General features: G+C 72.6%; 21 protein-coding genes. 13 read left to right on the top strand and 8 right to left on the bottom strand.

What is annotated here, in order from left to right; translation table 11 throughout:
- Positions 1 to 88 precede the first annotated feature (88 nt).
- A complete protein-coding gene (locus ACZ5VC_RS29500; RefSeq protein ID WP_468709586.1) occupies positions 89 to 361 on the top strand; it encodes a hypothetical protein in 273 nt (90 codons plus the stop codon).
- Positions 362 to 638: 277 nt separating this feature from the next.
- Here the strand turns inward: ACZ5VC_RS29500 and ACZ5VC_RS29495 are convergent, their stop codons facing one another.
- The 3 genes from ACZ5VC_RS29495 to ACZ5VC_RS29485 form a co-directional block, all read right to left on the bottom strand.
- Positions 639 to 1835: a CaiB/BaiF CoA transferase family protein gene (locus tag ACZ5VC_RS29495; protein ID WP_469123033.1), complete on the bottom strand. Its 1197-nt coding sequence runs from the start codon at positions 1833 to 1835 to the stop codon at positions 639 to 641.
- A 64-nt stretch (positions 1836 to 1899) separates the two neighbouring features.
- On the bottom strand, positions 1900 to 2676 hold the full coding sequence (locus ACZ5VC_RS29490; RefSeq protein ID WP_469123032.1) for an ABC transporter permease: 777 nt from the start codon (positions 2674 to 2676) through the stop codon (positions 1900 to 1902).
- The gene (locus ACZ5VC_RS29485) at positions 2673 to 3611 is read right to left on the bottom strand and encodes an ATP-binding cassette domain-containing protein (RefSeq protein ID WP_469123031.1); all 939 of its coding nucleotides are present in this window, start codon (positions 3609 to 3611) and stop codon (positions 2673 to 2675) included. Before ACZ5VC_RS29485 ends, ACZ5VC_RS29490 begins: the two co-directional genes overlap by 4 nt.
- Positions 3612 to 3673: 62 nt before the next feature.
- Here ACZ5VC_RS29485 and ACZ5VC_RS29480 point away from each other — a divergent pair, with 62 nt between their 5' ends.
- Complete coding sequence (locus tag ACZ5VC_RS29480; RefSeq protein ID WP_469123030.1) at positions 3674 to 4405, top strand: TetR/AcrR family transcriptional regulator; 732 nt, start codon at positions 3674 to 3676, stop codon at positions 4403 to 4405.
- On the opposite strand, the gene ACZ5VC_RS29475 is transcribed toward ACZ5VC_RS29480, so the two are convergent.
- From ACZ5VC_RS29475 to hmgA, 3 genes are read right to left on the bottom strand one after another with little or no spacing between them, the layout of a single operon-like run.
- Positions 4387 to 5577 (bottom strand): type ISP restriction/modification enzyme, encoded by a 1191-nt coding sequence (locus ACZ5VC_RS29475; protein WP_469123029.1) that lies wholly within the window; start codon positions 5575 to 5577, stop codon positions 4387 to 4389. The two genes, ACZ5VC_RS29480 and ACZ5VC_RS29475, sit on opposite strands and share 19 nt — an antisense overlap.
- Positions 5578 to 5605: 28 nt before the next feature.
- Positions 5606 to 6355, bottom strand: a complete 750-nt coding sequence (locus ACZ5VC_RS29470; RefSeq protein ID WP_469123028.1) for a GntR family transcriptional regulator — start codon at positions 6353 to 6355, stop codon at positions 5606 to 5608.
- A 29-nt stretch (positions 6356 to 6384) separates the two neighbouring features.
- Positions 6385 to 7755, bottom strand: a complete 1371-nt coding sequence (hmgA, locus tag ACZ5VC_RS29465) for a homogentisate 1,2-dioxygenase (protein ID WP_469123027.1) — start codon at positions 7753 to 7755, stop codon at positions 6385 to 6387.
- A 186-nt stretch (positions 7756 to 7941) separates the two neighbouring features.
- On the opposite strand from hmgA, the gene ACZ5VC_RS29460 reads away from it, so the two are divergent.
- From ACZ5VC_RS29460 to ACZ5VC_RS29410, 11 genes are all read left to right on the top strand, one after another.
- On the top strand, positions 7942 to 10155 hold the full coding sequence (locus ACZ5VC_RS29460) for a right-handed parallel beta-helix repeat-containing protein (RefSeq protein ID WP_469123026.1): 2214 nt from the start codon (positions 7942 to 7944) through the stop codon (positions 10153 to 10155).
- Complete coding sequence (locus tag ACZ5VC_RS29455; protein WP_469123025.1) at positions 10152 to 11009, top strand: hypothetical protein; 858 nt, start codon at positions 10152 to 10154, stop codon at positions 11007 to 11009. Before ACZ5VC_RS29460 ends, ACZ5VC_RS29455 begins: the two co-directional genes overlap by 4 nt.
- Positions 11010 to 11134: 125 nt before the next feature.
- Positions 11135 to 12424 carry a hypothetical protein gene (locus ACZ5VC_RS29450; RefSeq protein ID WP_469123108.1) on the top strand — a complete coding sequence of 430 codons (1290 nt, stop codon included), beginning with the start codon at positions 11135 to 11137 and terminating at the stop codon, positions 12422 to 12424.
- A 27-nt stretch (positions 12425 to 12451) separates the two neighbouring features.
- Positions 12452 to 13228, top strand: a complete 777-nt coding sequence (locus ACZ5VC_RS29445; protein WP_469123024.1) for a TetR/AcrR family transcriptional regulator — start codon at positions 12452 to 12454, stop codon at positions 13226 to 13228.
- A 185-nt stretch (positions 13229 to 13413) separates the two neighbouring features.
- The gene (locus ACZ5VC_RS29440; RefSeq protein ID WP_469123023.1) at positions 13414 to 15609 is read left to right on the top strand and encodes a molybdopterin oxidoreductase family protein; all 2196 of its coding nucleotides are present in this window, start codon (positions 13414 to 13416) and stop codon (positions 15607 to 15609) included.
- A gap of 134 nt (positions 15610 to 15743) precedes the next feature.
- Positions 15744 to 17189: a CitMHS family transporter gene (locus ACZ5VC_RS29435; protein ID WP_469123022.1), complete on the top strand. Its 1446-nt coding sequence runs from the start codon at positions 15744 to 15746 to the stop codon at positions 17187 to 17189.
- A gap of 1 nt (position 17190) precedes the next feature.
- Positions 17191 to 18423, top strand: coding sequence for an MFS transporter (locus ACZ5VC_RS29430; RefSeq protein ID WP_469123021.1), 1233 nt, complete (start codon positions 17191 to 17193; stop codon positions 18421 to 18423).
- 136 nt (positions 18424 to 18559) lie between these two features.
- Positions 18560 to 19063, top strand: a complete 504-nt coding sequence (locus ACZ5VC_RS29425; RefSeq protein WP_469123020.1) for a DUF3574 domain-containing protein — start codon at positions 18560 to 18562, stop codon at positions 19061 to 19063.
- Between the two features lie 91 nt (positions 19064 to 19154).
- Positions 19155 to 20546: an aldehyde dehydrogenase family protein gene (locus ACZ5VC_RS29420; protein WP_469123019.1), complete on the top strand. Its 1392-nt coding sequence runs from the start codon at positions 19155 to 19157 to the stop codon at positions 20544 to 20546.
- A gap of 18 nt (positions 20547 to 20564) precedes the next feature.
- Entirely contained in the window at positions 20565 to 21644 is a 1080-nt protein-coding gene (locus ACZ5VC_RS29415) for a Zn-dependent alcohol dehydrogenase (RefSeq protein ID WP_469123018.1), read from the top strand.
- A 248-nt stretch (positions 21645 to 21892) separates the two neighbouring features.
- The gene (locus tag ACZ5VC_RS29410; RefSeq protein ID WP_469123017.1) at positions 21893 to 23215 is read left to right on the top strand and encodes an MFS transporter; all 1323 of its coding nucleotides are present in this window, start codon (positions 21893 to 21895) and stop codon (positions 23213 to 23215) included.
- Here ACZ5VC_RS29410 and ACZ5VC_RS29405 read toward each other — a convergent pair.
- On the bottom strand, positions 23178 to 24134 hold the full coding sequence (locus ACZ5VC_RS29405; protein ID WP_469123016.1) for a DMT family transporter: 957 nt from the start codon (positions 24132 to 24134) through the stop codon (positions 23178 to 23180). The genes ACZ5VC_RS29410 and ACZ5VC_RS29405 overlap by 38 nt on opposite strands.
- Positions 24135 to 24166: 32 nt before the next feature.
- Entirely contained in the window at positions 24167 to 24862 is a 696-nt protein-coding gene (locus tag ACZ5VC_RS29400) for an ArsR/SmtB family transcription factor (RefSeq protein ID WP_469123015.1), read from the bottom strand.
- Positions 24863 to 24879 lie beyond the last annotated feature (17 nt).

Below are 24879 nucleotides of genomic sequence, written 5' to 3'. Positions count from 1 at the left end.
ATCCCGTGAGCGGGATACACGGGTGTCACTGCGGAGCGATAGGGTTAACCTGCCCGGGCCGGGTGCCCTCGTACGGGTGGGGAGTGACATGGAACAGATAACGGTGCGAAGCAGGCCACGAGTGCCTGCGATCACCTGTGGGAGCAGCGCGACGAGCTCGCGTCTCGACCGCCACCTCTCGGTGCTCGGCGGCCCTGCCGTCCCGCAGCGCGAGGCGGCCGAAGCGACGCTGCTGATGCGTGAACTGACGTCGCGCGATGTCGCGCACCGACGCGGAAGCATCGGAAGCAGGAGCGCGCGTGTCTCGCTCTTCGCGCCGCTGCGACGGCTGCGGCGCTCGCTCTTCGGCAGCCGCCACTAGCACCTGCTCCGTCAAGGCCAGGCCTTCGGGCCTGTGCCTGCCCCCGCCGCTCAGGTGGGGCCCGTGTGCCCGTCATGCGCACCCGCCCCGCTCGCGTCCCCGCCTGACGGCTCCTTTCGTGGGGTTTCCCCGCCCCACCCCTGCCCGGTGTCGCGCCCACGACCGCGCTCGCATCCCGCGCCGAAACTTCCGGTCCGCGCGGCCCGGCGCCGGCCGGCCCGCCCGGGCCACGGCGAACCCGGACCCCTGCCTCGCCGGGCGGCCCGCGCCTCGCCCGTCAGGCGACCACCCCGCGCCCCCGCAGCCGCGCCACCTCCCGCTCGCCGACACCCAGCTCCCGCAGGATCGCGTCCGTGTGGGCGCCCAGTGCCGGGATCGGGCCCATGGGAAGCGGCGGCGCGTCCGGAAAAGTGACCGGCGGAAGCATCGCGCGCAGCGGCCCCACCGGGGAGCCGACCTCGCGCCAGCGGTCACGGAACTCCAACTGGGGGTGGGCCGCCAGGTCCTGCACCGTGTTGAGCCGGGCGCAGGCGATGCCCGCCGCCTCCAGTCGGGCGACCGCCTCCGCGGCCGGGAGCACGGCGAGCGCCTCTCCCACCACCGTGTCCGTCCTCTCGCGGTGCTCCACCCGAGCCGTGTTCGTCGCGAAGGCCGGATCGGCGGCCAGATCGGGGCGGCCGAGGACCTGCTCGGCGAGCCGACGCCACTCGCGGTCGTTCTGTACGGAGAGCAGGACCTCGCTCCCGTCCGCCGTCGGGTAGGCGTCGTACGGCGCGATGACGGCGTGCCCGACCCCCGTACGCGCCGGGGTCGTGCCCCCGTGCATCACATGGTGCAGCGGATGCCCCATCCACTCGGCCAGCGACTCCAGCATGGAGATCTCCACCGGCCCGCCGCGTCCCGTCGTCGCCCGCCGCAGCAGCGCCGCCAGCACCCCGGAGTAGGCGTACATGGCCGCCGCGATGTCGGCCGCCGGAATCCCGGCCTTGACCGGCCGGTCCGGGGTCCCGGTCACCGACACCAGGCCGGACTCGCACTGCACGAGCATGTCGTACGCCCGCTTGTGCGCGTACGGCCCTCCGGCGCCGTACCCCGAGATGTCCACGGCGACCAGCCGGGGGTGCGCCGCGCACAGGGTGGCCGCGTCCAGGCCCAGCCGCGCCGCCGCGCCCTGCGCGAGGTTCTGGACGAACACATCGGCACCGGAGGCGAGTTGACGGACGAGCGCCAGGCCCTGCGGATCCTTGAGGTCGATCGCGAGCGACTCCTTGCCGCGGTTGCACCACACGAAGTGCGAGGCCAGTCCGCCCGCCGCCGTGTCGTAGCCCCGGGCGAAGTCCCCGCCGTCCGGACGCTCGATCTTGATCACACGGGCGCCCAGGTCGGCGAGCTGGCGCGTCGCGAAGGGAGCCGAGACTGCCTGTTCGACGGCGACGACGGTGATGCCGTCGAGGGGGAGTGGCTGAGTGGTCATACCGCATTCTGCCGGGGGCGGTCCCCGGGGCCCCGGGCCGCCCCCGGCCTCCGCCCGGGTGGAGCTACCGGCGCGCGTACCGCCTGACGGCGAGCGGCGCGAACACCGCGATCAGCAGCAGCGACCAGGTCAGCGCCCCGGCCACCGGGTGCGCCACCGGCCAGGCGGCGTCCGCCGGCACCTCGGCGTTCCCGAAGAGGTCCCGGACCGCCGTCGTCACTGCCGAGATCGGGTTCCACTCGGCGACCGTACGCAGCCACCCCGGCATGTTGTCGGTCGGGATGTAGGCGTTGGACAGCAGCGGCAGCATGAAGGTGGCGCTGCCCAACTGCCCCGCCGCCTCCTCGCTCCTGGACATCAGCCCGAGCAGGATGCCCACCCAGGTGGTGGCGAAGCGGAACAGGACCAGCAGGCCGAAGGCGGCCAGCGCCGCCGGCGCCCCGCCTTCGATCCGCCAGCCCATGGCCAGCCCCACCAGCATGAGCGGGACCATGCCGACGGCGCTGGTCAGCAGATCGGCGAGGGCCTGGCCCAGCGGCACCGCGGACCGGCTCACCGGCATGGTGCGGAAGCGGTCCATCACACCGCGGTGGGAATCCTGGGCGGCGGTGAACATCCCGGCCATGACGCCGTTCGCGGCCGTCGCCACCAGCAGCCCCGGCACCAGATAGGCCCGGTACTCCGCGCCGGGCATGGCGAGGGCGGAGCCGAAGACGTAGCCGAAGAAGAGCAGGAAGACGATCGGCATCGTCTGCATCATGATCATCATGGCCGGGTCGTGCCTGATCCGCTGGAGATGGCGGCCGAGGACAGCGGTTCCGTCGTGGACGAACGCACTCATGCGACGAGCTCCTTGCGGTCGGTGAGGCGCAGGAACACCTCGTCGAGGGTGGGCGGACGCAGGCTCGCGTCGACGATGCGCACCGCCGCCGCGTCGATCTCACGGACGATCCGGGGCAGGGTGAGCGTGGGGTCCGTGGTCACCGCGCCCACCGTGCGCCGCTCCGCGTCAAGGAGGGGCGCGGAGCCGGTCAGTTGGTCGAGGACGGCCGCGGCGGCTTCCATCAGCGACGGGTCGGCGACGACCACTTCCGCGTAACTGCCGATCATGGCCTTGAGTTCGGTGGGCGTGCCGCGGTGAGCGGCCCGGCCGTCCTCGATCAGCACGATGTCGTCCGCCAGCCGGTCGGCCTCCTCCAGGTACTGGGTGGTGAGCAGCACGGTGGTGCCCGCGTCGGCCAGTTCGCGGACGGCGTCCCAGATGCCGTTCCTGCTGTGCGGGTCGAGACCGGTCGTCGGTTCGTCGAGGAAGAGCACCTGGGGGCGTACGAGCAGGCTCGCCGCCAGATCGAGACGGCGGCGCATTCCGCCGGAGTAGGTGCGGGCCGGCCGCCCGGCGGCGTCGGTCAGTCCGAAGCGCTCCAGGAGTTCGTCGGCCCGCGCGCGGGGAGCGCGCAGCAGCTTCGCGAACAGGCGCAGGTTCTCGGCGCCGGTGAGGTCCCCGTCGACGGAGGCGTACTGCCCGGTGACGCCGATGCGGCGGCGGACGCCCGCCGGGTCGCGCACCACGTCGTGGCCGGCGACACGGGCGCTCCCCGCGTCGGGAGCGACGAGGGTGGTGAGGACGCGTACGGCGGTGGTCTTGCCCGCGCCGTTCGGTCCGAGCACCCCGCAGACGGTGCCTTCGGGGACGGCCAGATCGAGGCCGCGCAGCGCGTGGACCTCGCCGTACCGCTTCTGGAGGCCTTCACTAAGTACAGCGTACGTAGTCGTCATGTCCGGACCATAGCGCACTACGTACGCCGTACGTAACTAGGATGGGGGAGAGGTGATGATCCATGGCGGGCCGAGCGGCCGAACCGGAAGTGATCTGGGCGCGCCCCGAGCGTGCGGGCCGGGGGCCGAAACCGGCGTACAGCCGCGGCGACATCGCGGCGGCTGCCGTGCGCCTCGCGGACGCCGACGGCATCGAGGCCGCCTCCATGCGGCGCGTGGCGGCCGAACTGGGCTGCGGCACCATGTCGCTCTACAACTACGTTCCGCGCAAGGAAGACCTCTACGAGCTGATGGTCGACGCGATCAGCGCGGAGTACGTGTTCCCCGAGCGTCCCGGCGGCGACTGGCGCGCGGACATGCTCGCCGTCGCCCGGCAGACCCGGGCGATCATGCGCCGTCACCCCTGGGTCATCCGGCTGATGTCGACCGGGTACGCCTTCGGCCCCCACGCCCTGCGGTTCCTGGAGTACTGCCTGACCTGCCTGGACGGCCTCGACCTGCCCGGCGGCACGAAGATGGAACTGATCGCGACGGTCAACGGCACCGTCATGATGACCGTGGCCAACGAACTCGCCCTCGCCGAGCGCGCCCGCTCCCTGCCCTGGTCGCGGGAGCAGGAACAGGCCGTACGCGGCGCCTACCTGATCCGGCAGACGGCGACCGGCGCCTACCCGAGGCTGGCGGGCGTGCTCGCCGAGGCCGGCGCCGAACCCATCGACACCGACGAGATCTTCACGCGGACGCTGGGGCGGGTGCTCGACTCCTTCGACCCGGTTCAGAGCAGGGCGAACTGACCCTCGGGGCCCTCTTCCTGGTGGTCGAGGACGGAGGCGGGCCGCCGTGCCGAAGCCGGTGCCGGGAGCACGCCCGCCGCCCGCAGCTCCTCCCGGGAGATCTGCTCGCCCACCGCCAACTTCTCCTGGTGCGGTCGCAGTTCGGCGAGCAGGGCCAGGACGGTCATCAGCTCCAGCAGCTCCGAGGTCCACTCCTGCGGCCACGCGGCCGGGCCGATCGCCTCGAGGCCGCCCCCGTCCGGCGGGGCCGTGCGATGGTCGAACCAGGTGCGCAGCACCCCGGCGCCGCCCACCTGGAACTCCCAGGCCCCCGCCGGAACGGGAGAGATCCGGCCCTCGCCGATCAGCATCGCCTCGTCGTCGGGGTCGTACGCGATCTCCACCGGCCGGTCCGGGATCGCCGCGCGCACATAGGGGCGGCGGCCGCCGGGCAGCCGGGGCCGCTCCCCGCCCCGGGCCCCGCGCAGCTGGATGTCGGTGATCCGCCGCCCCAGCTCCACCCCCTCGTCCCACGTGGAGGGGCCGGCGGCCAGTGGCACCACGCAGCCGGAGGAGGAGAGCCGAGCGGCGGCCACGGCCCACGCGAACCACTGCCGGGCGGTGACCTCGCGCCCGTACCGCTCGCTCAGCAGGTCCAGCAGACCCGGCGCGAGATTCGGTTCGAGGCCTCCCGGACGCCGGTACAGCGGACGGATGCGTCCGGGACGGCCGGCCGGAAGCACGCCGCAGACCAGCAGGGCCGGCCCGTCCGCCCCGGGCACATGCCCCTGCTCCACCGCGAAGAGCTGATGACCGTCGGCCACCCGCCACATCTCCGGGCGGGCGACATCGATCAGCCGGTGGTCCGGGATCAGCCACTGCTCGTCGAACGGCCCGTGGGCCAGCCGTACGGGCTCCGGAAACGGCCCCGCCTCCCGGGCGAACCGTCCCGTCCCCGTCGCCTGCCCGGGCAGCGCCGCCACCGAGCTGTGCGGTGTGCGCGCCCGCGTCGGCCGGAACAGCGCTTCCCGCTCGCCCCCCTCGGCGCGTACGAGAGCCTCCCAGCGGGCCCGCAGGGTACGGACGTCGGGGGCGAGGATCCACGACCGCCCCAGCCGCAGCGGCGCCACGGACCAGGGCATGAGGTCGTCGAGCAGCGGCAGGGCGGACACGTCGTCTCTCACGGCAGGCATGCTAGTGACCGGCGGGCAGGTGCCGGTCTCAGTCGGCCTCCACCGTGACCGTGAAGGAGAACCGGTCGCCCCGGTACCGGATCCGGGCCACATCCACGACCCGGCCCTCCTCGTCGTACGTCACACCCGTGTAGTGCAGGATCGGTGAGAGCAGCGGCACCTCCAGCAGCGCCGCCGTCTCCGGATCCGCGAGCCGCGCCTCGACCGTGTCCGTGATCCGGCTGATCCGCACCCCCATCAGGTCGCGCAGCACCTTCGTCATCGGCCAGCGCTCCAGATCGGCGGGATCGAGGCCGGCCGCCACATCCGGACGCACCGCGTTCTCCGCCCAGTTGGTGGGCTCGCCGGTCTCCCCGTCGCAGCGCAGCCGCCGATAGGCGACCACCTCCGACTGGCCGGGGAAGTACTCGGCCAGCTCGCCCGGCACCCGCTCGGTGCCATGGCCGAGCACCGTGGTCGCCTCGCCCGACTGCTGGGCCACGATCGCGTCGATCGAACCGAGCAGCCGGCGCGGGGTGCTGCGCCGGGCGCCCGGCTCGATGAACGTGCCGCGCCGCCTGTGCCTGCTGATCAGGCCCTCCTCCTCCAGCTCCTTGAGGGCCTGGCGCATCGTGAGCACGCTCACGCCGTAGTGCGCGGCGAGCTGCTCCTCGGTGGGCAGCCGCAGCGAGGCGTCGGGCGTCCGGCCCAGTATCGAGGCGCGCAGCGACTGCGAGACCTGATACCAGAGCGGCAGTTTGCGGTTCAGGATCAGCGAGTCGGGGGCGAAGGCGGTCACGGCTTTCTCCGTACGTCCGTACTACGTCACTACGGCCGGAAGTGGCGCTCCAGACCTTGCCATACGTCGTCGTACCCGCTCTGCAGATGGGCGGCGCCCGCCGCCTGCCCGGTCGCCGTCACCGGCCAGCGGGTCTCGAACATGAAGGCGAGGCCGTCGTCGATCTTCTGCGGCTTCAGCTCGGCGGCGCTGGCCCGGTCGAAGGTCTCCCGGTCCGGGCCGTGCGCGGACATCATGTTGTGCAGCGACCCCCCGCCCGGGACGAAACCCCCCTCGCCGGCCGTCTTGGCGTCGTACGCGCCCTCGATCAGGCCCATGTACTCGCTCATCACATTGCGGTGGAAGTACGGCGGACGGAACGTGTCCTCGCCCACGAGCCAGCGCGGCGCGAACACCACGAAGTCGACGCCCGCGAGGCCGGGGGTGTCGGACGGCGAGGTCAGCACCGTGAAGATCGACGGGTCCGGGTGGTCATAGCTGATCGAGCCGATGACATTGAAGGTGCGCAGGTCATAGACGTACGGGGTGTGGTTGCCGTGCCAGGCGACCACATCGAGCGGCGAGTGGTCGTAGGTCGCGGCCCAGAGGTTCCCGCAGTACTTGTTGACCACCTCCACCGGGCCCTCGACGTCCTCGTACGCGGCGACCGGGGCGCGGAAGTCGCGGGCGTTGGCCAGGCCGTTGGCGCCGATCGGGCCGAGGTCGGGGAGCTGGAACGGCTGCCCGTAGTTCTCGCAGACATAGCCGCGGGCGCTCTCGTCGAGCAGCTCGACGCGGAACCGGACCCCGCGCGGGATGAGCGCCACCTCGCCGGGGCGGGCGGCGAGGATGCCCAGCTCGGTGCGGAGCAGCAGGCCGCCGTGCTCGGGGACGATCAGCAGCTCGCCGTCGGCGTCGCCGAACACCCGGCGGGTCATGGAGGAGTTGGCGTGGTAGAGGTGCACGGCCATGCCCGCGCGCTGCGTCACGTCGCCGTTGCCGCCGACCGTCCACAGGCCCGCGAGGAAGTCGGTGCCGGGCGCGGGCTCGGGCAGCGGGTTCCAGCGCAGCCGGTTGGGGTCGGGGACCGTCTCGGTGAAGGGGGCGCTGCGGACCGCGCCGTTGTCGATCCGTACGAACGGCGGATGGGCCGCCGACGGGCGGATCCGGTAGAGCCAGGAGCGGCGGTTGTGGGCGCGCGGCTCGGTGAAGGCCGTGCCGCTCAGCTGCTCCGCGTACAGGCCGAGCGGTGCGCGCTGCGGGGAGTTGCGGCCGTGCGGCAGGGCGCCGGGGACGGCCTCCGAGCTGTGCTCGTTGCCGAATCCCGAGTGGTACGCCAGTGCCTCGGCCGTCTTTCTCGCCTGTTCGGTCGCTGCCCTGTCGGCCGTTGCCCGGTCGCCGGCTGCCTGGTCGGTGTTCATCGCCCGCTCCTGTCCTTGCGCCCTGTTCTTGCACCCTGACTGAATCCTATGCATGACCGTAGGATTCCGCGCGGCTCACGTCAACGGGACTTTTGAACGAGGTGACGAGGGAGCGCGGGCCGTCCCTCGGACGAATCCCGTGCGCGAGGGGTTCCAAAAGATGAACATTGCTCTACTCTCACGCGCATGTCGCGCACTCTGTGGACCCGCTGGATCCAGGTCGTGCTCCCGGCGCTCGCCGCCGCCCTCCTCGCCACGCTCGCCGCCGCCCCCGCGGCCCGGGCCCATGAGGAACGCCCCGTCACCCTCCCCGACGGCTCCGGCAGCGTCCCGGTCCTGCGTACCGGGGAGCCGGACCTCCTCGTCTGCAAGACCGACCGGGCGGCCTTCGAGCGCCGGGTCTCCGGCTACCCGGACGCCCTGCGCACCCGCAATCTCGCGCTGTACGCCCGCTGCCTGCGCGAGGGTTACCGCCATCTGCAGCAGGCCGTCGACGCCGTCGACCGGCCCGGCATGACCATCGCCGTCCTCCCGGGGCTGTACGAGGAGGAACCCTCACTCCCCGCCCCGACCGGCGCCTGCGCTCGCCTCAAGGCGTCCGACTCCGCACTCGGCTACCAGATCCTCAGCTACGAGCAGCAGAAGCGCTGCCCGCACAACCAGAACCTCGTCGCCATCCTCGGCAAGAAGAACCTCCAGATCGAGGGGACGGGCGCGGCACGCACGGACGTCGTCTTCGACGCCAAGTACCAGAAGCTCAACGCCATCCGCGCCGACAAGTCCGACGGCGTCTACTTCCGCAACTTCACCGCCCAGCGCACGACCTTCAACTCGCTGTACGTGCTGGCCGGAGACGGCTTCGTCATCGACGACGTGCTGACGCGGTGGAACGACGAGTACGGCTTCCTCACCTTCGCCAGTGATCACGGCCTCTACAAGAACTGCGAGTCGTACGGCAACGGCGACTCCGGCATCTACCCCGGCAGCGCCTCCGACATCAACAACGGCCGCGGCTACGACGTCCCCCGCTACTCCATCGAGATCACCGGCTGCCGCAGCCACCACAACATGGTGGGTTACTCCGGGACCGCGGGCGACTCCGTCCTCGTCCACGACAACGAGTTCGACCACAACATGGGCGGCGCCTCCATGGACAGCGCCTTCCCCGGCCACCCCGGACTCCCGCAGAACCACGCGCGGTTCGAGCGGAACCTGATCCACGACAACAACGAGAACTACTACCGCCATGTCGCCGACGGCACCTGCGCCAAGCCGCCGATCGAGCGCGGCTACGAACAGGGAGTCGTCTGCCCCCAGATCTCCATGCCGCCCGGTACCGGCATCATCACCGCCGGTGGCAACTGGAACCTCTACGAGAACAACTGGGTGTACGGGCACCGGCGCACCGGCTTCTACCTGAGCGCCGTCCCCGCCTTCATCCGCGGTGAGTCCGCCTGGTCCAAGCAGGCCGACACCTCGCACCACAACCGGTACGCCGCCAACCACCTCGGCGTCGACAGATCCGGAGCGGCGCGCCCCAACCGCACCGACGTCTGGTGGGACGGACAGGGCGGCGGCAACTGCTGGCAGTCCGGCACCGGCCCCTCCTCACCCCGGGTCCTGCCCACGTGCGGTGCCCGGCGCGGCGAGGTCTCCGGCGGCTCCGACCGGCTGGCGGGCGAACCGGTCAAGCTCGCCCAACTCCTTGTCTGCGCCGACTACAACGTCCAGGCAAGACGTCTGCCGGCCGGCTGCGACTGGTACGGCGCCCGAGGAATCGAACGCGTCGAGACCCAGCTCGCCCTGGCCGCCGCGGCCGTACTCGCCCTGGTGGGTGGCGTCCTGTGGTGGCGCCGGCTGCGCGGCAGCCGGCTCGCGGCCGTCGCGACCGCGCTGGGCGTAGTCGGTCTGGGCCTCGACGTCGCCGGATCGACCACCGGGCTGTCCTCCGGGTACGTCCCCGCCCTCGCACTGCTGCTCCTCGGCGCCTGGTGGACCGGAATCGGCCTGGCCCTGCGCTCCACCCGCCACGCCTTCGCGCGGGCCACGCTCATCCTCGGCGCACTGACCCTCCTCGACGCCTTCGACAAGGCGGTCCTGATGATTCCCTGGATCCCGCTCGGCCCGGCGTGGGCGAGGACGCTGTTCGCGGTGGTGTGGGTCCTCTGGGCGGCGGTGGCGGCCGGGCGCACGGGGGCGGAAGGCGGGCCGGATCCCGTCCGCCGGTCACCGGGCGCGGCAGCCGTCCCCGACGGAGCGGCCCTTCCCTCGGGCCGTTCCCCGGGCCGTTTCTCGGGCCGGAGCGACTCGGGAGGTGGCTCCGGAGAGGGTGCCCGAGCGGCAGGCGGCGAAGGCAGCGCAGGCAGCGGAGGCGGCGCCGGTGTCGAGGGGGCGGCGTGAAGCCCGGTCGCGGCGGCGCGGGGCGCCGGACGGCGGGCGCGCTCGCCGTCGTACTCGTCCTGCTGGGCGCGGCGGGCTGTGGCGGGCGGCCCACCACGCACCACCGGCCGGGCACGGGCCACGAGCAGGCGACCGGGGCGGCCGGGAGGCTGCGGGACACGAAGGACGAGTCCGGCCACCGGCTCCGGGACGTACCGGCCGGGGGCGCCCCCGCCGTCCGTCTCATCGCCCGGCCCGACCCGGAGGACGGGTGGAACCTCCAACTCGCCGTGGAGCGCTTTCACTTCACCCCCGAGAGCGTGGGCGCCGCCGCCCTCCTCGGCCGCGGCCATGCCCACCTCTTCCTCGACGGCCGCGAGATCGCCCGTCTCTACGGCCCCTGGCACCATCTGCCCACGAGCGCCGTGCCCCCGGGCGCCCACGTCCTCACGGTGCGCCTCCACGCCGACGACCACACGGCCTGGGCCGTCGCGGGCAGGCCGGTCGAGGCCACGGCGAGGCTCACCAGCCCGCCGGGCTCCGCCGGTCACCCCCATGCCCCCACCCACGCCCCCGAGCCGGCTCCCTCCCCGCCCGCCCCGGACGGCGCCCTCGAACGCACCCTCGACATCAGCGTCAGCGGTGGCCGCGTCCAACCGCCGGTCGGACGGGTCGAGTTGAGGAAGGGCGCGCGCGTCGCCCTGCGGGTGACCAGCGACCGCGCCGACACCCTCCATGTGCACGGCTACGACCGGACCGTGCCGCTGCCCGCCGGACGTCCCGTCATTCTGACCCTCACCGTGGACCGCGCCGGCCTCTTCGAGGTGGAGACCCACGACTCCGGCCTCGTCCTCACCCAACTCGCCGTCCGATGACCGCCCCCGCCCTCCCGGCCCTGCCCCTTTTCGACCTCGTCCCCACGCCGCTCGTCCCCACGCCGCTCGTCCCCACGCTGCTCGTCCCCACGTCAGCCCCCTCGGCCGCGACGCCCCTCGTCCCCATGCCTCTGGCACACGGGGTCGGTACCCAGCACGACCTCCCCGTTCCACTCTTCTACGCCTTCGCGGGCGCGTTCGCCGCGCTCTTCGTCTCCTTTCTCGTGCTGGGCCTGCTCTGGTCGGAGTCCCGCTTCCACGGCGACCGCTCGGGCCGCCCGATCCCCGCCTCCCTCCAGCGCTTCGCCGACGCCCCCGCCACCCGCACCGCCCTGCGCCTGCTCGGCCTGGCCGCCGCCCTGCTCGTGCTCCTCTCGCTGCTTGTGGGGCCCGACGACGCGGACCACAACCCGGCGCCCGGGGTCGTCTACGTCCTCCTCTGGGTCGGTCTCGTCCCCGCCTCTCTGCTCCTCGGCCCGGTAGGGCGACTGCTGAACCCCCTGCGGGCGCTCCACGCCCTCCGTCCCACGAAGAACCCCCGTCCGCTGTCCCCGCACGTGGGACTCCGGCCGGCCGCCGCCTGCCTGCTCGCCTTCACCTGGCTCGAACTCGTCGCCCCCGACCCCGCGTCCCCCACCACCCTTCTCCTCTTCCTCGCCGCCTTCGCGGCCGTCCATCTCGCCGGCGCCGCCCGCCACGGCGAGGCCTGGTTCGCCCACGCCGATGCCTTCGAGGTCTACTCGACCCTCATCGCCCGCCTCTCTCCCCTCGGCCGCCGACACGACGGCCGCCTCGTCCTGCGCAACCCCTTCCACTCCCTGGACGCCACGCCGCCCGCCCCCGGCCTCGTCGCCACCCTCTGCGTCCTGCTCGGTTCCACCGCGTACGACGGCTTCTCCGACGCCCCGGCCTGGATCACCACCGTCCAGACCTCACCCCTCGGCCACACCCCGACCGCCACCCTCGGGCTGCTCGGCGCCGTGGCCCTCGTCGCCGCTCTCTACTGCCTCTGCGCGGGCGCGGTCCGCCTCTCGGCCCGCGAGGTCACCCACCCCCTCAAGGCCTTCGCCCACTCACTCGTGCCGATCGCCCTCGGCTATCTCGTCGCGCATTACTTCACCCTCTTCGTGACGGAAGGACCACGCACCGTCATGGTGGCACTCGCCACTGACAATGCCCTCTCGGCCGGTCCCCTCCCGCCTCCTGTCGAGGCGCCCGCGCCGCCGCTGGGCCCCGGCGGTCTCGCCGCTCTCCAGATCGCCGCCGTGGTCACCGGTCATGTCATGGGGGTGGTCGCCGCGCACGACCGCGCGCTGCGGCTCGTCCCTCCCGCCCGGGCGCTGGCCGGTCAGCTCCCGCTGTTCGCGCTGATGATCACGTACACCCTCGGCGGCATCGGACTGCTCATCGCCTGATCCTCGCCGCCCGACGGAAGCGGCATCATGGACCCCGTGCCCCAGCCCAACCGGCCCCACCCCGCCCCGCCAAACGCTGTCGCGCCAAAGCCTGCCGCGCCCCGGCAGGCCCCCGCGCCGCGTTCGCTGCGCCGCACCCCCGTCCAGCAGCGCAGCGCCGAGCGTCTCGCCCGGATCCTCGACGCCTGCGCCGAACTGCTCGACGAGGTGGGCTACGAGCAGCTGAGCACCCGCGCCGTCGCCCTCCGGGCCGGGGTCCCCATCGGCTCGGTCTACCGCTTCTTCGGCAACAAGCGCGCCATGGCCGCCGCCCTCGCCCACCGGAACCTGGACAGTTACGCCGAGCGCATCGCGGCGCGTCTGGCGGCCGTCGCCACGCTGGATTCGTACGGCGCCATCGACGCCGTACTGGACGAGTACATCGCCATGAAGCGCACGGTCGCGGGCTTCGCCCTGGTCGACTTCGGCGTGCCGGCCCCGAGCCCGACCAGCCCGACCGACCCGGGGCGTACCGCCCCCGGAGCCGTCGAGGGCGAGGACGAGGGCGAGCGCGGGGGCGAGGACGAGGTTGAGAGTGGGGACGAGGACCCCAACGATCTGGTCGTCGACCGGCTCTGCGGCCTGCTGGCCATCTACCTGGGCAGTACCGCCGACGAGATCCTTCGGCGCAAGGTGCTGGTGGCGGTCGAGGCGACCGACGCGCTGCTCCAACTTGCTTTCCGCTCCCATCCGTCCGGCGACCCGGCCCTCATCGCGGAGACCCGCCGGCTCCTCCACGCCTATCTCGCTCCCGCCCTCGGCTGAGCCCTGACCCCGGATGACTCCCTGCCCCGGCCCTGGCCCCGGATGACCCCCTGCCCCGGCCCTGCCCCTGCCGCGGCCCTGCTCCGAGCCCGCAGTCCGCACCCCGCCACCCCTCCCCTCCATCCATACTGGTCGGTATGCTCGATGGTGCCCGCGCGTCACCGCCGCCGCCCCAGGGGAGCCCCATGTCCGACGCCCTGCGCATCTGCCCGCTCTGTGAAGCCACCTGCGGGCTGACCCTCACCCTCGACGGCACCCGTGTCACCGGCGCTCGCGGCGACCGGGACGACGTCTTCAGCGAAGGCTTCATCTGCCCGAAGGGAGCCTCCTTCGCCGAGGTCGACGCCGACCCGGACCGGCTCACCGGCCCCCTCGTACGCAAGGACGGCGAGCTGCGGGAGGCGACCTGGGCCGAGGCGTTCGACCTCATCGCCGCCCGGATCCCGGCGCTCGTCGCCGAGCACGGTCCGAACACCGTCGGGGTCGTCCTCGGCAACCCCAACGTCCACACGATGGCCGGTGCCCTCTACCCGCCCGTGCTGCTCAGCATGGTGCGCACCCGCAGCCTCTTCACCGCGTCCACCCTCGACCAGATGCCCAAGCACGTCTCCAGCGGGCTGCTGTTCGGCGACGCCTACGCCATCCCCGTACCGGATCTGGACCGAACGGCCCATCTCCTGATGCTCGGCGCCAACCCGTTGGAGTCCAACGGCAGCCTGTGCACCGCCCCCGACTTCCCCGGCAAGCTCAGGGCGCTCCGCAAGCGCGGCGGCACCCTCACCGTCGTCGATCCGCGCCGCACCAGGACCGCCCGGCTCGCCGACCGGCATGTGGCCATCCGGCCAGGCGCCGACGCCCTGCTGCTCGCCGCGCTCGCCCAGGTCCTCTTCGAGGAGGACCTCACCGACCTGGGCGCGCTCGACAGCCAGGTGGTGGGCGTGGAAGAAGTCCGTGAGGCCGTACGGGACTTCACTCCCGAAGCGGTCGCCCCGGCCTGCGACATGGACCCCGACGACATCCGCTCGATCGCCCGCGAGCTCGCCGCCGCGCCCTCCGCCGCCGTGTACGGCCGGATGGGCAGCAGCACGGTCGAGTACGGCACGCTCGCCAACTGGCTCGTCGATGTCCTCAACGTCCTGACCGGCAACCTCGACCGTCCCGGCGGCGCTCTCTTCCCGCTCTCCGCCACCGCCCCGGCGCCCCGCCCGCCGGGCCCCGGCAAGGGATTCGACCTCGGCCGCTGGACGAGTCGCGTCGCCGGCCACCCCGAGGCCAAGGGTGAACTCCCCATGTCGGCCCTCGCCGAGGAGATCGACACGGACGGCGAGGGCCGGATCCGCGCGGTCATCGCCATCGCCGCCAACCCGGTGCTCTCCGCCCCCGACGGCCTCCGGCTCGACAGGGCGCTGGCCGAGCGCCTCGACTTCATGGTCAGCGTCGATCCCTATCTCAACGAGACCTCGCGCCACGCCGACGTCGTGCTGCCCCCGCCCCCGCCCTCCCGGTCCGCGCACTTCGACTTCGCCTTCAACGCCTTCGCCGTACGCAACCAGGCCCGCTACAGCCCGCCCGCCATTCCTCTGGAAGAGGGGCGCATGGACGAGTGCGAGATCCATGCCCGGCTGATCCTCGCCGTCGGGGGACTGCACGGCGCCGATCCGTCGGCGGTCGACGACCTCGTCATCGACCGGGCCCTCGCCAAGGCCGTCGCCGAGCCCCACTCGCCGGTCCACGGCCAGAACCCCAAGGAGCTCGCCGCCGCCCTGACCGGGCGCGGACCCGAGCGGCGCCTCGACATGATGCTGCGCCTCGGCCCGTACGACCTCGCCCTCGACGATCTGATCGCCAGCCCCCACGGCATCGACCTCGGGCCCCTCAAGCCGCGTCTCGGTCAGGTGCTCAAGACCCGCAGTGGAAAGGTCGAGCTGCTGCCCGCCCCGATCGCCGCCGACCTGCCCCGGCTGCGGCGCGCACTGGAGGGACCGGCCGCGCCCCTCGTCCTCGTGGGCCGCCGCCATCTGCGGTCCAACAACAGCTGGCTGCACAACGTCCCCGCGCTCACCGGCGGCTCCAACACGTGCACCCTGCAGGTCCACCCCGACGACGCCGCCCGGATCGGGCTCGAGGACGGCCGGCCCGCGCGGATCAAGGCCGACGGGGGAGAGCTGGAGGTCGAGGTGGAGATCACCGACGCCGTACGGAGCGGAGTGGTGAGCCTTCCGCACGGCTGGGGGCACGACCGGCCCGGCACCCGTCTCTCGGTTGCCGCCGCCCGCCCCGGCGTCAACGTGAACCAGCTCCTGGACGGCTCGCTGCTCGACCCGCTGTCCGGCACCGCCGTGCTCAACGGATTCCCCGTCGACGTTGCGCCAACGCGATGACCTGGGGTTTTGCTCGTATTGCTCACACGTCAACATCTTGTTAACGCGTTTGTCAGGCACCTAACGTCATCCGAACCGCCGCACCGGTGGGAGCTCTCCGGTGGGAGTTCAAGGGTGAACGTTAGGTGTCCCTCATGCTGACCATCCTCGGCTTCGCCATGATCGCGACCTTCCTGGTCCTGATCATGATGAAGAAGATGTCGCCGATCGCGGCGCTCGTGCTCATCCCCGCCCTCTTCTGCGTCTTCGTCGGACAAGGCGCGAAGCTGGGCGACTACGTCCTCGAAGGCGTCGGCAATCTGGCGCCGACCGCCGCGATGCTGATGTTCGCCATCGTCTACTTCGGTGTGATGATCGACGTCGGCCTCTTCGACCCGATCGTCCGGGGCATCCTGCGCTTCTGCAAGGCAGACCCGATGCGTGTCGTCGTCGGTACGGCGGTACTCGCCGCCATCGTCTCGCTGGACGGCGACGGCTCCACCACCTTCATGATCACCGTCTCGGCGATGTACCCGCTGTACAAGCGCCTCGGCATGAGTCTGGTCGTCATGACCGGAGTCGCCGCCACGGCCAACGGCGTCATGAACACCCTGCCGTGGGGCGGCCCGACCGCCCGCGCCGCTACCGCCCTCAAGCTGGACGCCTCCGAGATCTTCGTCCCGATGATCCCGGCCCTCGGCGTCGGACTGCTCTTCGTCTTCGCCCTCGCGTATGTCCTCGGCCGGCGCGAGCGCAAGCGGATCGGTTGTCTCACCCTCGGCGAGGTTCTGGAGCCGGAGACCGAGACGGTCCTGGTGAAGGCCGGCGCGCAGACCCCCGGGACGCTCCGGCAGTCCGACGGCGCGCGGACCCCGGGCCAGGCGCTCCGGGAGACCGACGGCGCGCAGCCGGCCGCGGGATCGCCCGACGGCCCCGCGTTCCCCTCGGGCGACGGCGGTTTCCAGGGGCTGGACCCGAATCGCCCCACGCTGCGCCCCAAGCTGTACTGGTTCAACGCCGCGCTCACCGTCGCCCTGCTGGCCTCGATGATCCTGGAACTGCTGCCCATCCCGGTGCTGTTCCTCCTCGGCGCGGCTCTCGCCCTCACGGTCAACTACCCGAGGATGGCCGACCAGAAGGCCCGCGTCGCCGCCCACGCCGACAACGTCCTCAACGTCGCGGGGATGGTCTTCGCCGCCGCCGTCTTCACCGGAGTCCTCACCGGCACCGGCATGGTGAAGCACATGGCCGACTGGCTCGTCGGCGCGATCCCCGAGGGCATGGGCCCGCACATGGGCCTGGTCACCGGCCTGCTGAGCCTGCCGCTGACGTACTTCATGTCCAACGACGGTTTCTACTTCGGCGTCCTGCCCGTCCTCGCCGAAGCGGGCGCCGCCCATGGCGTCTCCCCGCTGGAGATCGCCCGCGCCTCCCTCGTCGGCCAGGCCCTGCACATGTCGTCGCCGCTGGTTCCCGCCGTGTACGTGCTCGTCGGCATGGCCAAGGTCGAGTTCGGCGACCACACCAAGTTCACCGTGAAGTGGGCCGCGCTCACCTCGCTCGTGGTCCTGGGAGCGGGAATCCTCTTCGGCATCATCTGATATGGAGCGTCCGTGGCTACTGCGCCTCGTCATCGCCTTCAGCTTCGCGCAGGGGGCGGTGTCGATGGCGCGTCCGGCCGTTTCGTACCGCGCGCTCGCCCTCGGCGCCGACGAGCGCGCGATCGGCGTGATCGCCGGGGTGTACGCCCTGCTGCCGCTGTTCGCCGCCGTTCCGCTGGGACGCAGGACGGACCGCGGCCGCTGCGCCCCGCTCCTGGCCGTGGGCGTCCTGCTCATCGCGGCCGGGTGCGTCCTCAGCGGCACGGTGGGCTCGCCGGCGGCGATGGCGGCCTGGAGCGGGGTGATGGGCCTCGGCCATCTCTGCTTCGTGATCGGCGCGCAGTCGATCGTCGCCCGCCAGTCGGTCCCGGCCGAACAGGACCGCAACTTCGGCCACTTCACCATAGGCGCGTCCCTGGGCCAGCTGATCGGACCCGTGGCCGCGGGACTCGTCATCGGCGGTGACATGGCACGCACGAGCGGCCTCGCCCTGATCGTCTCGGCGGGTGTCTGCGCGTTCTCGTTCGCCGCGCTCCGGGGAATCGAGCACAGGGCCGCGGCGGGCGCGCGGGCGTCGGGCCGGTCCAGGGTCCCCGTCCACCGCATCCTCCGTACGCGAGGGGTGCCGGCCGGGATCCTCATCAGCCTCGCGGTGCTCTCCGCCACCGACATCCTCACCGCCTATCTGCCGGTGATCGGCGAGCACCGGGGCATCGCCCCCGCCACCGTCGGACTGCTGCTGAGCCTGCGCGCCGCGGCCACCATCGCCTGCCGACTGGTGATGACTCCGATGATCCGGCTCCTGGGCCGTACGGCGCTGCTCACGGCCACCTGCCTGCTCGCCGGCCTGGTGTGCGCGGCCATCGCGCTTCCGGTGCCGGTGTGGACGCTCGCCGTGATGCTGGTGGTGCTCGGCTTCTGCCTCGGCGTCGGGCAGCCGCTGTCCATGACGACGGTCGTCCAGGCCTCCCCGCCGGACGCCCGCTCGACGGCCCTCGCCCTGCGCCTCACCGGCAACCGCCTGGGTCAGGTGGCGGCCCCCGCCTCGGCCGGCCTGCTGGCCGGAGCGGCGGGCACCGCGGCGCCGTTCGCGATGCTGTCGGCGCTGCTGGTGATGGCGGCGGGGCTGGGGCTACGCGCGGGGCGTACAGGCGCGGGGCGCCCGGCCGGTGAACAGCGGGAACCGGACGTCCGGTGCGCGACGCGAGCCGGTCGCGGCGCCCCCTCTCCGTGAGGCGGTGGCCGACCGGGCGTGAGGTTGGAGGCGATAGCGGCGGGTTTCGGCCGGAACCGGTGTTTCCGCGCACCTTCCTGGTGACCGGCTGCCAGAGTGATCGGCGCCGACCCCCTCCCACCGAAGGGCCTCACTCATGCCTCTGCCGACCCTTGCCAAGCCGACGTGGAGCCGCGCCCGGATCGCCGGCGCGACGGCCGCCGTCCTGCTCGTGGCCGGCGCCCCTGCCGCGTACGCCACCCTCGGTGACGAGCAGGCGGCCGCCTCCGCCTCCACCTCCGCCGCCACAGCGGACGCGAAGGTGCGCGGCAAGGCCTATGTGGAGACCCGGCTCTTCTTCGGCACCGAGCGGCCGGACGGCGGTCCCGACGTGACCGACCGGCAGTTCATGACCTTCGTCGACAAGGAGGTGACGCCCAGTTTTCCCAGTGGTCTGACTGTGCAGGACGGCCGTGGACAGTGGCGGGACGCGAACGGCACCATCGAGCGGGAACGCTCTTACGAGCTGATCCTGCTGTATCCCGCCACCGAGGCGCGGCTGCGCGGTCCGATGATCGAGCGCATTCGCGACTCCTACGAGCGGACCTTCGCGCAGGAGTCGGTGGCGCGGCTCGACGAGCCGACGCTGGCGGACTTCTGAGGGCCAGGCAACACTTGGGGTCCCTGGCGCCAGAAAACTATCAGCGCTAGTTTGGGTGCGACGACGACCGGCCGGTATGAAGGAGATGCGGATGAAGGCCCACGACGCGATGTACATCGGCGGGGAATGGCGTCCCGCCGTCGGCACGGGGACCATCGCGGTGGTCAATCCGGTGGACGAGCAGGTCATCGCCCATGTTCCGGCCGGATCCGCCGAGGACGTCGACGCCGCCGTGTCGGCCGCCCGGGCCGCCTTCCCGGCCTGGGCCGCGACCCCGCCCGCCCAGCGGGCCGCCAGGCTGGCCGCCCTCCGGGACGTCCTGGCCGCGCGCCAGGAGGAGATCGCCGAGACGGTCACCGCCGAGCTGGGCGCCCCTCAGCAGCTCGCCCAGCAGGTGCACGCCGGGCTTCCGGTGCTGGTCACGGGCACGTACGCGGACATGGCCGCCACGTACCCCTTCGAGGAGAAGCTGGGCAACTCCACCGTTCTGCTGGAGCCGGTCGGGGTCGTCGGCGCGATCACTCCCTGGAACTACCCGCTGCACCAGGTCGTGGCCAAGGTGGCGCCCGCCCTCGCGGCCGGCTGCACGGTCGTCCTCAAGCCCGCCGAGGACACGCCGCTGACCGCACAGCTCTTCGCGGAGGCCGTGCACGAAGCGGGCCTGCCCTCCGGGGTGTTCAACCTCGTGACTGGGCTCGGCCCGGTCGCGGGCCAGGCCCTCGCCGAGCACGAGGGCGTGGACCTGGTCTCCTTCACCGGCTCGACGGCCGTGGGCAAGCGGATCGGCGCGCTCGCGGGCTCGGCCGTCAAGCGCGTCGCCCTGGAGCTGGGCGGCAAGTCCGCCAATGTCATCCTGCCGTCGGCCGACCTGGCCAAGGCGGTGGAGGTCGGGCTGGCCAACGCCCTGTCCAACGCGGGCCAGCGGTGCAGCGCACTGACCCGGGTGCTCGTGCACAAGGACCAGTACGACGAGGCCGTCGCCCTCGCGGCCGGAGCCGTCGCGAAGTACACGCCGGGCGACCGCATCGGCCCGATGGTGAACGCGAAGCAGCTGGAGCGCGTGCGCGGCTACATCAGGAAGGGCGTCGAGGAGGGGGCCCGGATCGTCGCGGGCGGCGCAGAACCCCCGCTCGACAAGGGCTACTACGTCTCCCCGACGGTCTTCGCGGACGTCACCCCGCAGATGACCATCGCCCAGGAGGAGATCTTCGGCCCGGTCGTCGCGTTCCTGAAGTACGAGGACGAGGACGACGCGCTCGCCATCGCCAACGGGACCGTCTACGGGCTCGCGGGAGCGGTCTGGGGCGAGCCGGAGGAGGCCGTCGCCTTCGCCCGCCGGATGGAGGCGGGACAGGTCGACATCAACGGCGGCCGCTTCAACCCGCTCGCCCCCTTCGGCGGTTACAAGCAGTCCGGCGTCGGCCGCGAGCTCGGCCCGCACGGCCTTGCCGAGTACCTCCAGACCAAGTCCCTCCAGTTCTGAGCCAGGAGAACAACGCCCGTGGTCCGCGCCGCTGTCCTGCCCGCCGTCGGATCTCCTCTGGAGATCACCGGCATCGAACTCCCGGAGCCCGGCCCCGGCCAGGTGAGGATCCGCCTGGCCGCCGCCGGGGTCTGCCACTCCGACCTGTCCCTGTCCAACGGCACCATGCGGGTGCCCGTGCCCGCCGTCCTCGGCCATGAGGGTGCCGGCACCGTCGTCTCCGTCGGTGAGGGCGTCACCCATGTCGCCCCCGGTGACGGCGTCGTCCTCAACTGGGCGCCCTCCTGCGGCTCCTGTCACCACTGCTCCATAGGCGAAGTGTGGCTCTGCGCCCACGCCCTGACCGGCGCGGGCAACGTCTACGCCGTCACCGAGGACGGCACCGAGCTCCATCCCGGCCTGAACGTCGCCGCGTTCGCGGAGGAGACCGTCGTCGCGGCCAACTGCGTCCTTCCCGTCCCGGACGGCGTCCCGCTCACGGACGCGGCCCTGCTCGGCTGCGCTGTCCTGACCGGCTACGGCGCGATCCACCACTCCGCCCGCGTCCGCGCCGGCGAGTCGGTCGTCGTCTTCGGCGTCGGGGGAGTGGGGCTCGCCACGCTCCAGGCCGCCCGTATCGCCGGCGCGGGCCCGGTCATCGCGGTCGACGTGTCGCCCGAGAAGGAAGCGCTGGCCCGGTCCGCCGGAGCCACCGAGTACGTCGTCGCCTCAGACACGACCGCCAAGGAGATCCGCAAGCTCACCGGCGGCCAGGGCGCCGACGTGGCCGTCGAGTGCGTCGGCCGCGCCGCCACCATCCGGACGGCCTGGGACTCCACCCGGCGCGGCGGCCGCACCACGGTCGTCGGTATCGGCGGCAAGGACCAGCAGGTCTCCTTCAACGCGCTGGAGATCTTCCACTGGGGCCGCACGCTCTCCGGCTGCGTCTACGGCAACTCCAACCCGGCCGAGGACCTGCCCGTGCTCGCGGAGCACATCCGGGCCGGACGCCTCGACCTCGGCTCCCTCGTCACCGAGCGGATCACCCTCGAAGGGATCCCCGGGGCCTTCGACAACATGCTCGCCGGCAAGGGGGGCCGGGCCCTGGTGATCTTCTAGGGCTCCTCGAGCCCCTCCTGACCGGGTCCTTCCCGGCAGAAGCCCACCCACAGCACCCCGGCCGCCGCGCGCGGCCGGGGTGTTGGTGCTGCCCGCGTCCGGGCGGCCCCGCGTGAGGGGCTCGCGGAAAACTCCTCCGCCCAACCCGTTGACCGACGTACCGGCTGGTCGGTACGTTCCCGGCACATCTCGGAGCCGCCCCCCTCGAAGACCCTCGTCCCCCCGGCACCCATCGGAGTGTGCACCCCATGGACACGGCACCCCCTCCCGCTCTCGCCGCCTCCGCTCCCACCGACCGGCACCGCCGACGGGTGGCCACCGCGGCCGCCCTCGCCTCCGCCGTCGAGTGGTACGACTACTTCGTCTTCGGTATCGCCGCCGCCCTCGTACTGGGCGACCTCTACTTCCCGTCCGGCAGCTCGTCGGCGGGAGTCCTCGCCGCCTTCGCGACCTTCGCCGTCGGCTTCCTCGCCCGCCCCGTCGGCGGGATCATCGCCGGTCACCTCGGCGACCGGCGCGGCCGCAAGCCGATGCTGGTCCTCGCGCTGACCCTGATGGGCCTCGCCACCGCCGGAATCGGCCTGCTCCCCACGTACGAGACGATCGGCATCGCCGCGCCCGTCCTGCTCGTACTGCTCCGCGTCGTCCAGGGCCTCGCGGTCGGCGCCCAGTGGGGCGGCGCGATGCTCATGGCCACCGAGTACGCCCCCGAGGGCAAGCGGGGCCTGTACGGCAGCCTCGTCCAACTCGGCGTCCCCATCGGTGTGGTGACCGCCAACACCGTCTTCCTGGTCGCCGGCGCCACCACCGGCGACAGCGAGTTCGCCACCTGGGGCTGGCGGGTGCCGTTCTTCGTCGGCTTCCTGGTCCTCGGCCTCGCCTGGTACATCCACACCCGGGTCGAGGAGACGCCCGAGTTCCGCGAGGCGGAACGCGCCCTGGCCGAGCGGGAGAAGGGCGAGCGCACCTCCCCGCTGCGGACGATCCTCCGCCACCACCTGGGCACGGTCTTCCTGGCGGGCGGCTCCTTCGCCGTCAACACCGCGACCTTCTACATCATCATCACCGGCGTCCTGGACTACGCGACCCGCGAACTGGACATGAAGCGCAGCGCGGTCCTCACCGTGTCCCTGTGCGTCAGCCTCACCCAGCTGCTGCTGATACCCGCGTCCGCCGCGCTCTCCGACCGCATCGGACGGTTGCGGATCTACGCGCTGGGCGCGGCCGGACTCGTCCTCTGGGCGATCCCGCTCTTCCTGCTGATCGACACCAAGTCCCTGCTGTGGCTGGCCGTCGGCACCTTCGTCACCAGCTGCTTCCTCAGCATCATGTACGGCCCGCAGGCGGCGCTGTTCGCCGAACTGTTCACCGCCGAGATGCGCTACACGGGGGCGTCCCTCGGCTACCAGATCGCCGCCGTGTTCGGCGGCGGCCTGGCGCCCTTCGTGATGGTGCTGCTCCTGGAGGCGACCGGCACTTCGATGGCCGTCTCCGGCTACATCATCGGCCTCGGGGTGATCGCGCTGATCTCGATCAAAATCCTGGCTTCCCGGGCTGCCGCCCGGAGCTGACCGGCTCCCCGCTCCCGGTCGCGGGCACGGTCCGCGTCCGGGAGCGGGAGACCGCCACACCCGCCAGGCAGAGCGCGCCGCCACCGAGCGTGAGGAGCCCCGGCAGTTCGTCCAGCACGACCCAGGACATCAGCACCACCAGGGCGGGCACCGCGTAGGTCGTCGCGCCCATCCGGCCGGCGGTCGTCCGGGCCAGGGCGTAGGCCCAGGTCGTGAACGCCAGCGCCGTCGGGAACACGCCCAGATAGACCATGTTGAGCGTCGCCGACATCGGCGCGCGGGCCGCCTGGTCGGCCAGCTGCCCGGCGAACGGCAGGCACACCACCGCACCCACCAGGCATCCGAACGTCGTCACCTGCAGCGCGCTCGCACGGGCCAGCGCCGGCTTCTGCCCGACCACCCCTCCCGCGTAGGCGACGGCCGCGAGCAGGCAGAGCAGCACACCGAGCACCGAGGCGTGGCCCTCGCCCGACATGGACAGCCCCACCGCGACCGCGCCGGCGAACGAGACGGCCATTCCGGCGACCAGCCGGGACGGCAGGGTCTCCCCGAGCAGCCGGGACCCGAGCAGCGCGATCAGGATGGGCCCGACGTTCACGACCATCGCCGCCGTCCCCGCGTCGACCTCCTGCTCGCCCCAGTTGAGGACGACCATGTAGACGCCGAACCACAGCACGCCCGACACGGCGATCCCGCGCCATGCGGCGCGAGGCGGCAGCCCTTCGCGGCGGACCAGCAGAACGGCTCCGAGGACGAGCGCACCCGCCAGCAGCCGTCCGAGGGCGAGTGCCCCGGGGGAGTAGGCCGCGCCGGCGCTGCGGATCGACACGAAGGCCGAGGCCCACAGGACGACGGTGGCACCGGCGGCGGCGAGCGCGAGCCGCCGCGAACGGCGGCCGGAGGGGGAGGGGTTCGTCATGGCCCGACCGTACGTTCCGGACGCTTCGGCGCTCACCGCAATATCGCGGGCTCGATGCCCAGCAGGTCCCCGAGGGCCCGCTCGCCGTCCGCCGTCACCTTCACGGCCCGCTCGGAGCCGATTCGTACGCACCACCCGGCGTCCAGCACGTGCCGGCACAGCGCCGCCCCGGCGACCCCCGCCAGATGCGGCTTGCGCTCGGTCCAGTCGAGGCACCCCCGGGCGACCGGCCGCCGCCCCTTCGTCTCCAGCGTGATGCCGAGGCCCGCGAACCACCCCACGCCCCGGTCGCTCAACGCGAAGCCGGTGTCCTGCCGCAGCAGCCCGCGCGTGGTGAGCGCCTCGGTGATCGCGATGCCGAGCCGCCCCGCCAAGTGGTCGTAACAGGTGCGCCCGCGGGCCATCGCGCTGCCGGCGCTCGCGGCCCGCAGCGACCGCGGTGGGTCCTGCCGGGCGGGCCCGGCCTGGGCGGCGAGATCCTCCACGAGGTGCGCGACGCGTTCGTCGGCCAGCCGCACGTACCGGTGCCGGCCCTGCCGCTCCTCGGCGAGCAGGCCTCCGGCGACGAGCTTGCCGAGGTGTTCGCTGGCCGTCGAGGGCGCGACCCGCGCGTGCCGCGCCAGCTCCCCGGCCGTCCAGGCCCGTCCGTCCAGAAGCGCGAGGCAGAAGGCGGCGCGGGTCTCATCCGCGAAGAGGGCCGCGAGGGCGGCGAGATCTCTGGATGCCATGCCCTCCAGGATGGCGC

The sequence above is a fragment of the Streptomyces sp. NPDC033174 genome, assembly GCF_055577795.1.
This window is presented reverse-complemented; position numbering and strand designations above follow the sequence as displayed.

Coding starts and splice junctions, on each gene's coding strand:
- ACZ5VC_RS29500 (WP_468709586.1), top strand. CDS start 89: ATGGAACAGATAACGGTGCGAAGCAGGCCACGAGTGCCTGCGATCACC.
- ACZ5VC_RS29495 (WP_469123033.1), bottom strand. CDS start 1,835: ATGACCACTCAGCCACTCCCCCTCGACGGCATCACCGTCGTCGCCGTC.
- ACZ5VC_RS29490 (WP_469123032.1), bottom strand. CDS start 2,676: ATGAGTGCGTTCGTCCACGACGGAACCGCTGTCCTCGGCCGCCATCTC.
- ACZ5VC_RS29485 (WP_469123031.1), bottom strand. CDS start 3,611: ATGACGACTACGTACGCTGTACTTAGTGAAGGCCTCCAGAAGCGGTAC.
- ACZ5VC_RS29480 (WP_469123030.1), top strand. CDS start 3,674: ATGGCGGGCCGAGCGGCCGAACCGGAAGTGATCTGGGCGCGCCCCGAG.
- ACZ5VC_RS29475 (WP_469123029.1), bottom strand. CDS start 5,577: ATGCCTGCCGTGAGAGACGACGTGTCCGCCCTGCCGCTGCTCGACGAC.
- hmgA (WP_469123027.1), bottom strand. CDS start 7,755: ATGAACACCGACCAGGCAGCCGGCGACCGGGCAACGGCCGACAGGGCA.
- ACZ5VC_RS29460 (WP_469123026.1), top strand. CDS start 7,942: ATGTCGCGCACTCTGTGGACCCGCTGGATCCAGGTCGTGCTCCCGGCG.
- ACZ5VC_RS29450 (WP_469123108.1), top strand. CDS start 11,135: ATGCCTCTGGCACACGGGGTCGGTACCCAGCACGACCTCCCCGTTCCA.
- ACZ5VC_RS29445 (WP_469123024.1), top strand. CDS start 12,452: ATGGACCCCGTGCCCCAGCCCAACCGGCCCCACCCCGCCCCGCCAAAC.
- ACZ5VC_RS29440 (WP_469123023.1), top strand. CDS start 13,414: ATGTCCGACGCCCTGCGCATCTGCCCGCTCTGTGAAGCCACCTGCGGG.
- ACZ5VC_RS29435 (WP_469123022.1), top strand. CDS start 15,744: ATGCTGACCATCCTCGGCTTCGCCATGATCGCGACCTTCCTGGTCCTG.
- ACZ5VC_RS29430 (WP_469123021.1), top strand. CDS start 17,191: ATGGAGCGTCCGTGGCTACTGCGCCTCGTCATCGCCTTCAGCTTCGCG.
- ACZ5VC_RS29425 (WP_469123020.1), top strand. CDS start 18,560: ATGCCTCTGCCGACCCTTGCCAAGCCGACGTGGAGCCGCGCCCGGATC.
- ACZ5VC_RS29420 (WP_469123019.1), top strand. CDS start 19,155: ATGAAGGCCCACGACGCGATGTACATCGGCGGGGAATGGCGTCCCGCC.
- ACZ5VC_RS29410 (WP_469123017.1), top strand. CDS start 21,893: ATGGACACGGCACCCCCTCCCGCTCTCGCCGCCTCCGCTCCCACCGAC.
- ACZ5VC_RS29405 (WP_469123016.1), bottom strand. CDS start 24,134: ATGACGAACCCCTCCCCCTCCGGCCGCCGTTCGCGGCGGCTCGCGCTC.
- ACZ5VC_RS29400 (WP_469123015.1), bottom strand. CDS start 24,862: ATGGCATCCAGAGATCTCGCCGCCCTCGCGGCCCTCTTCGCGGATGAG.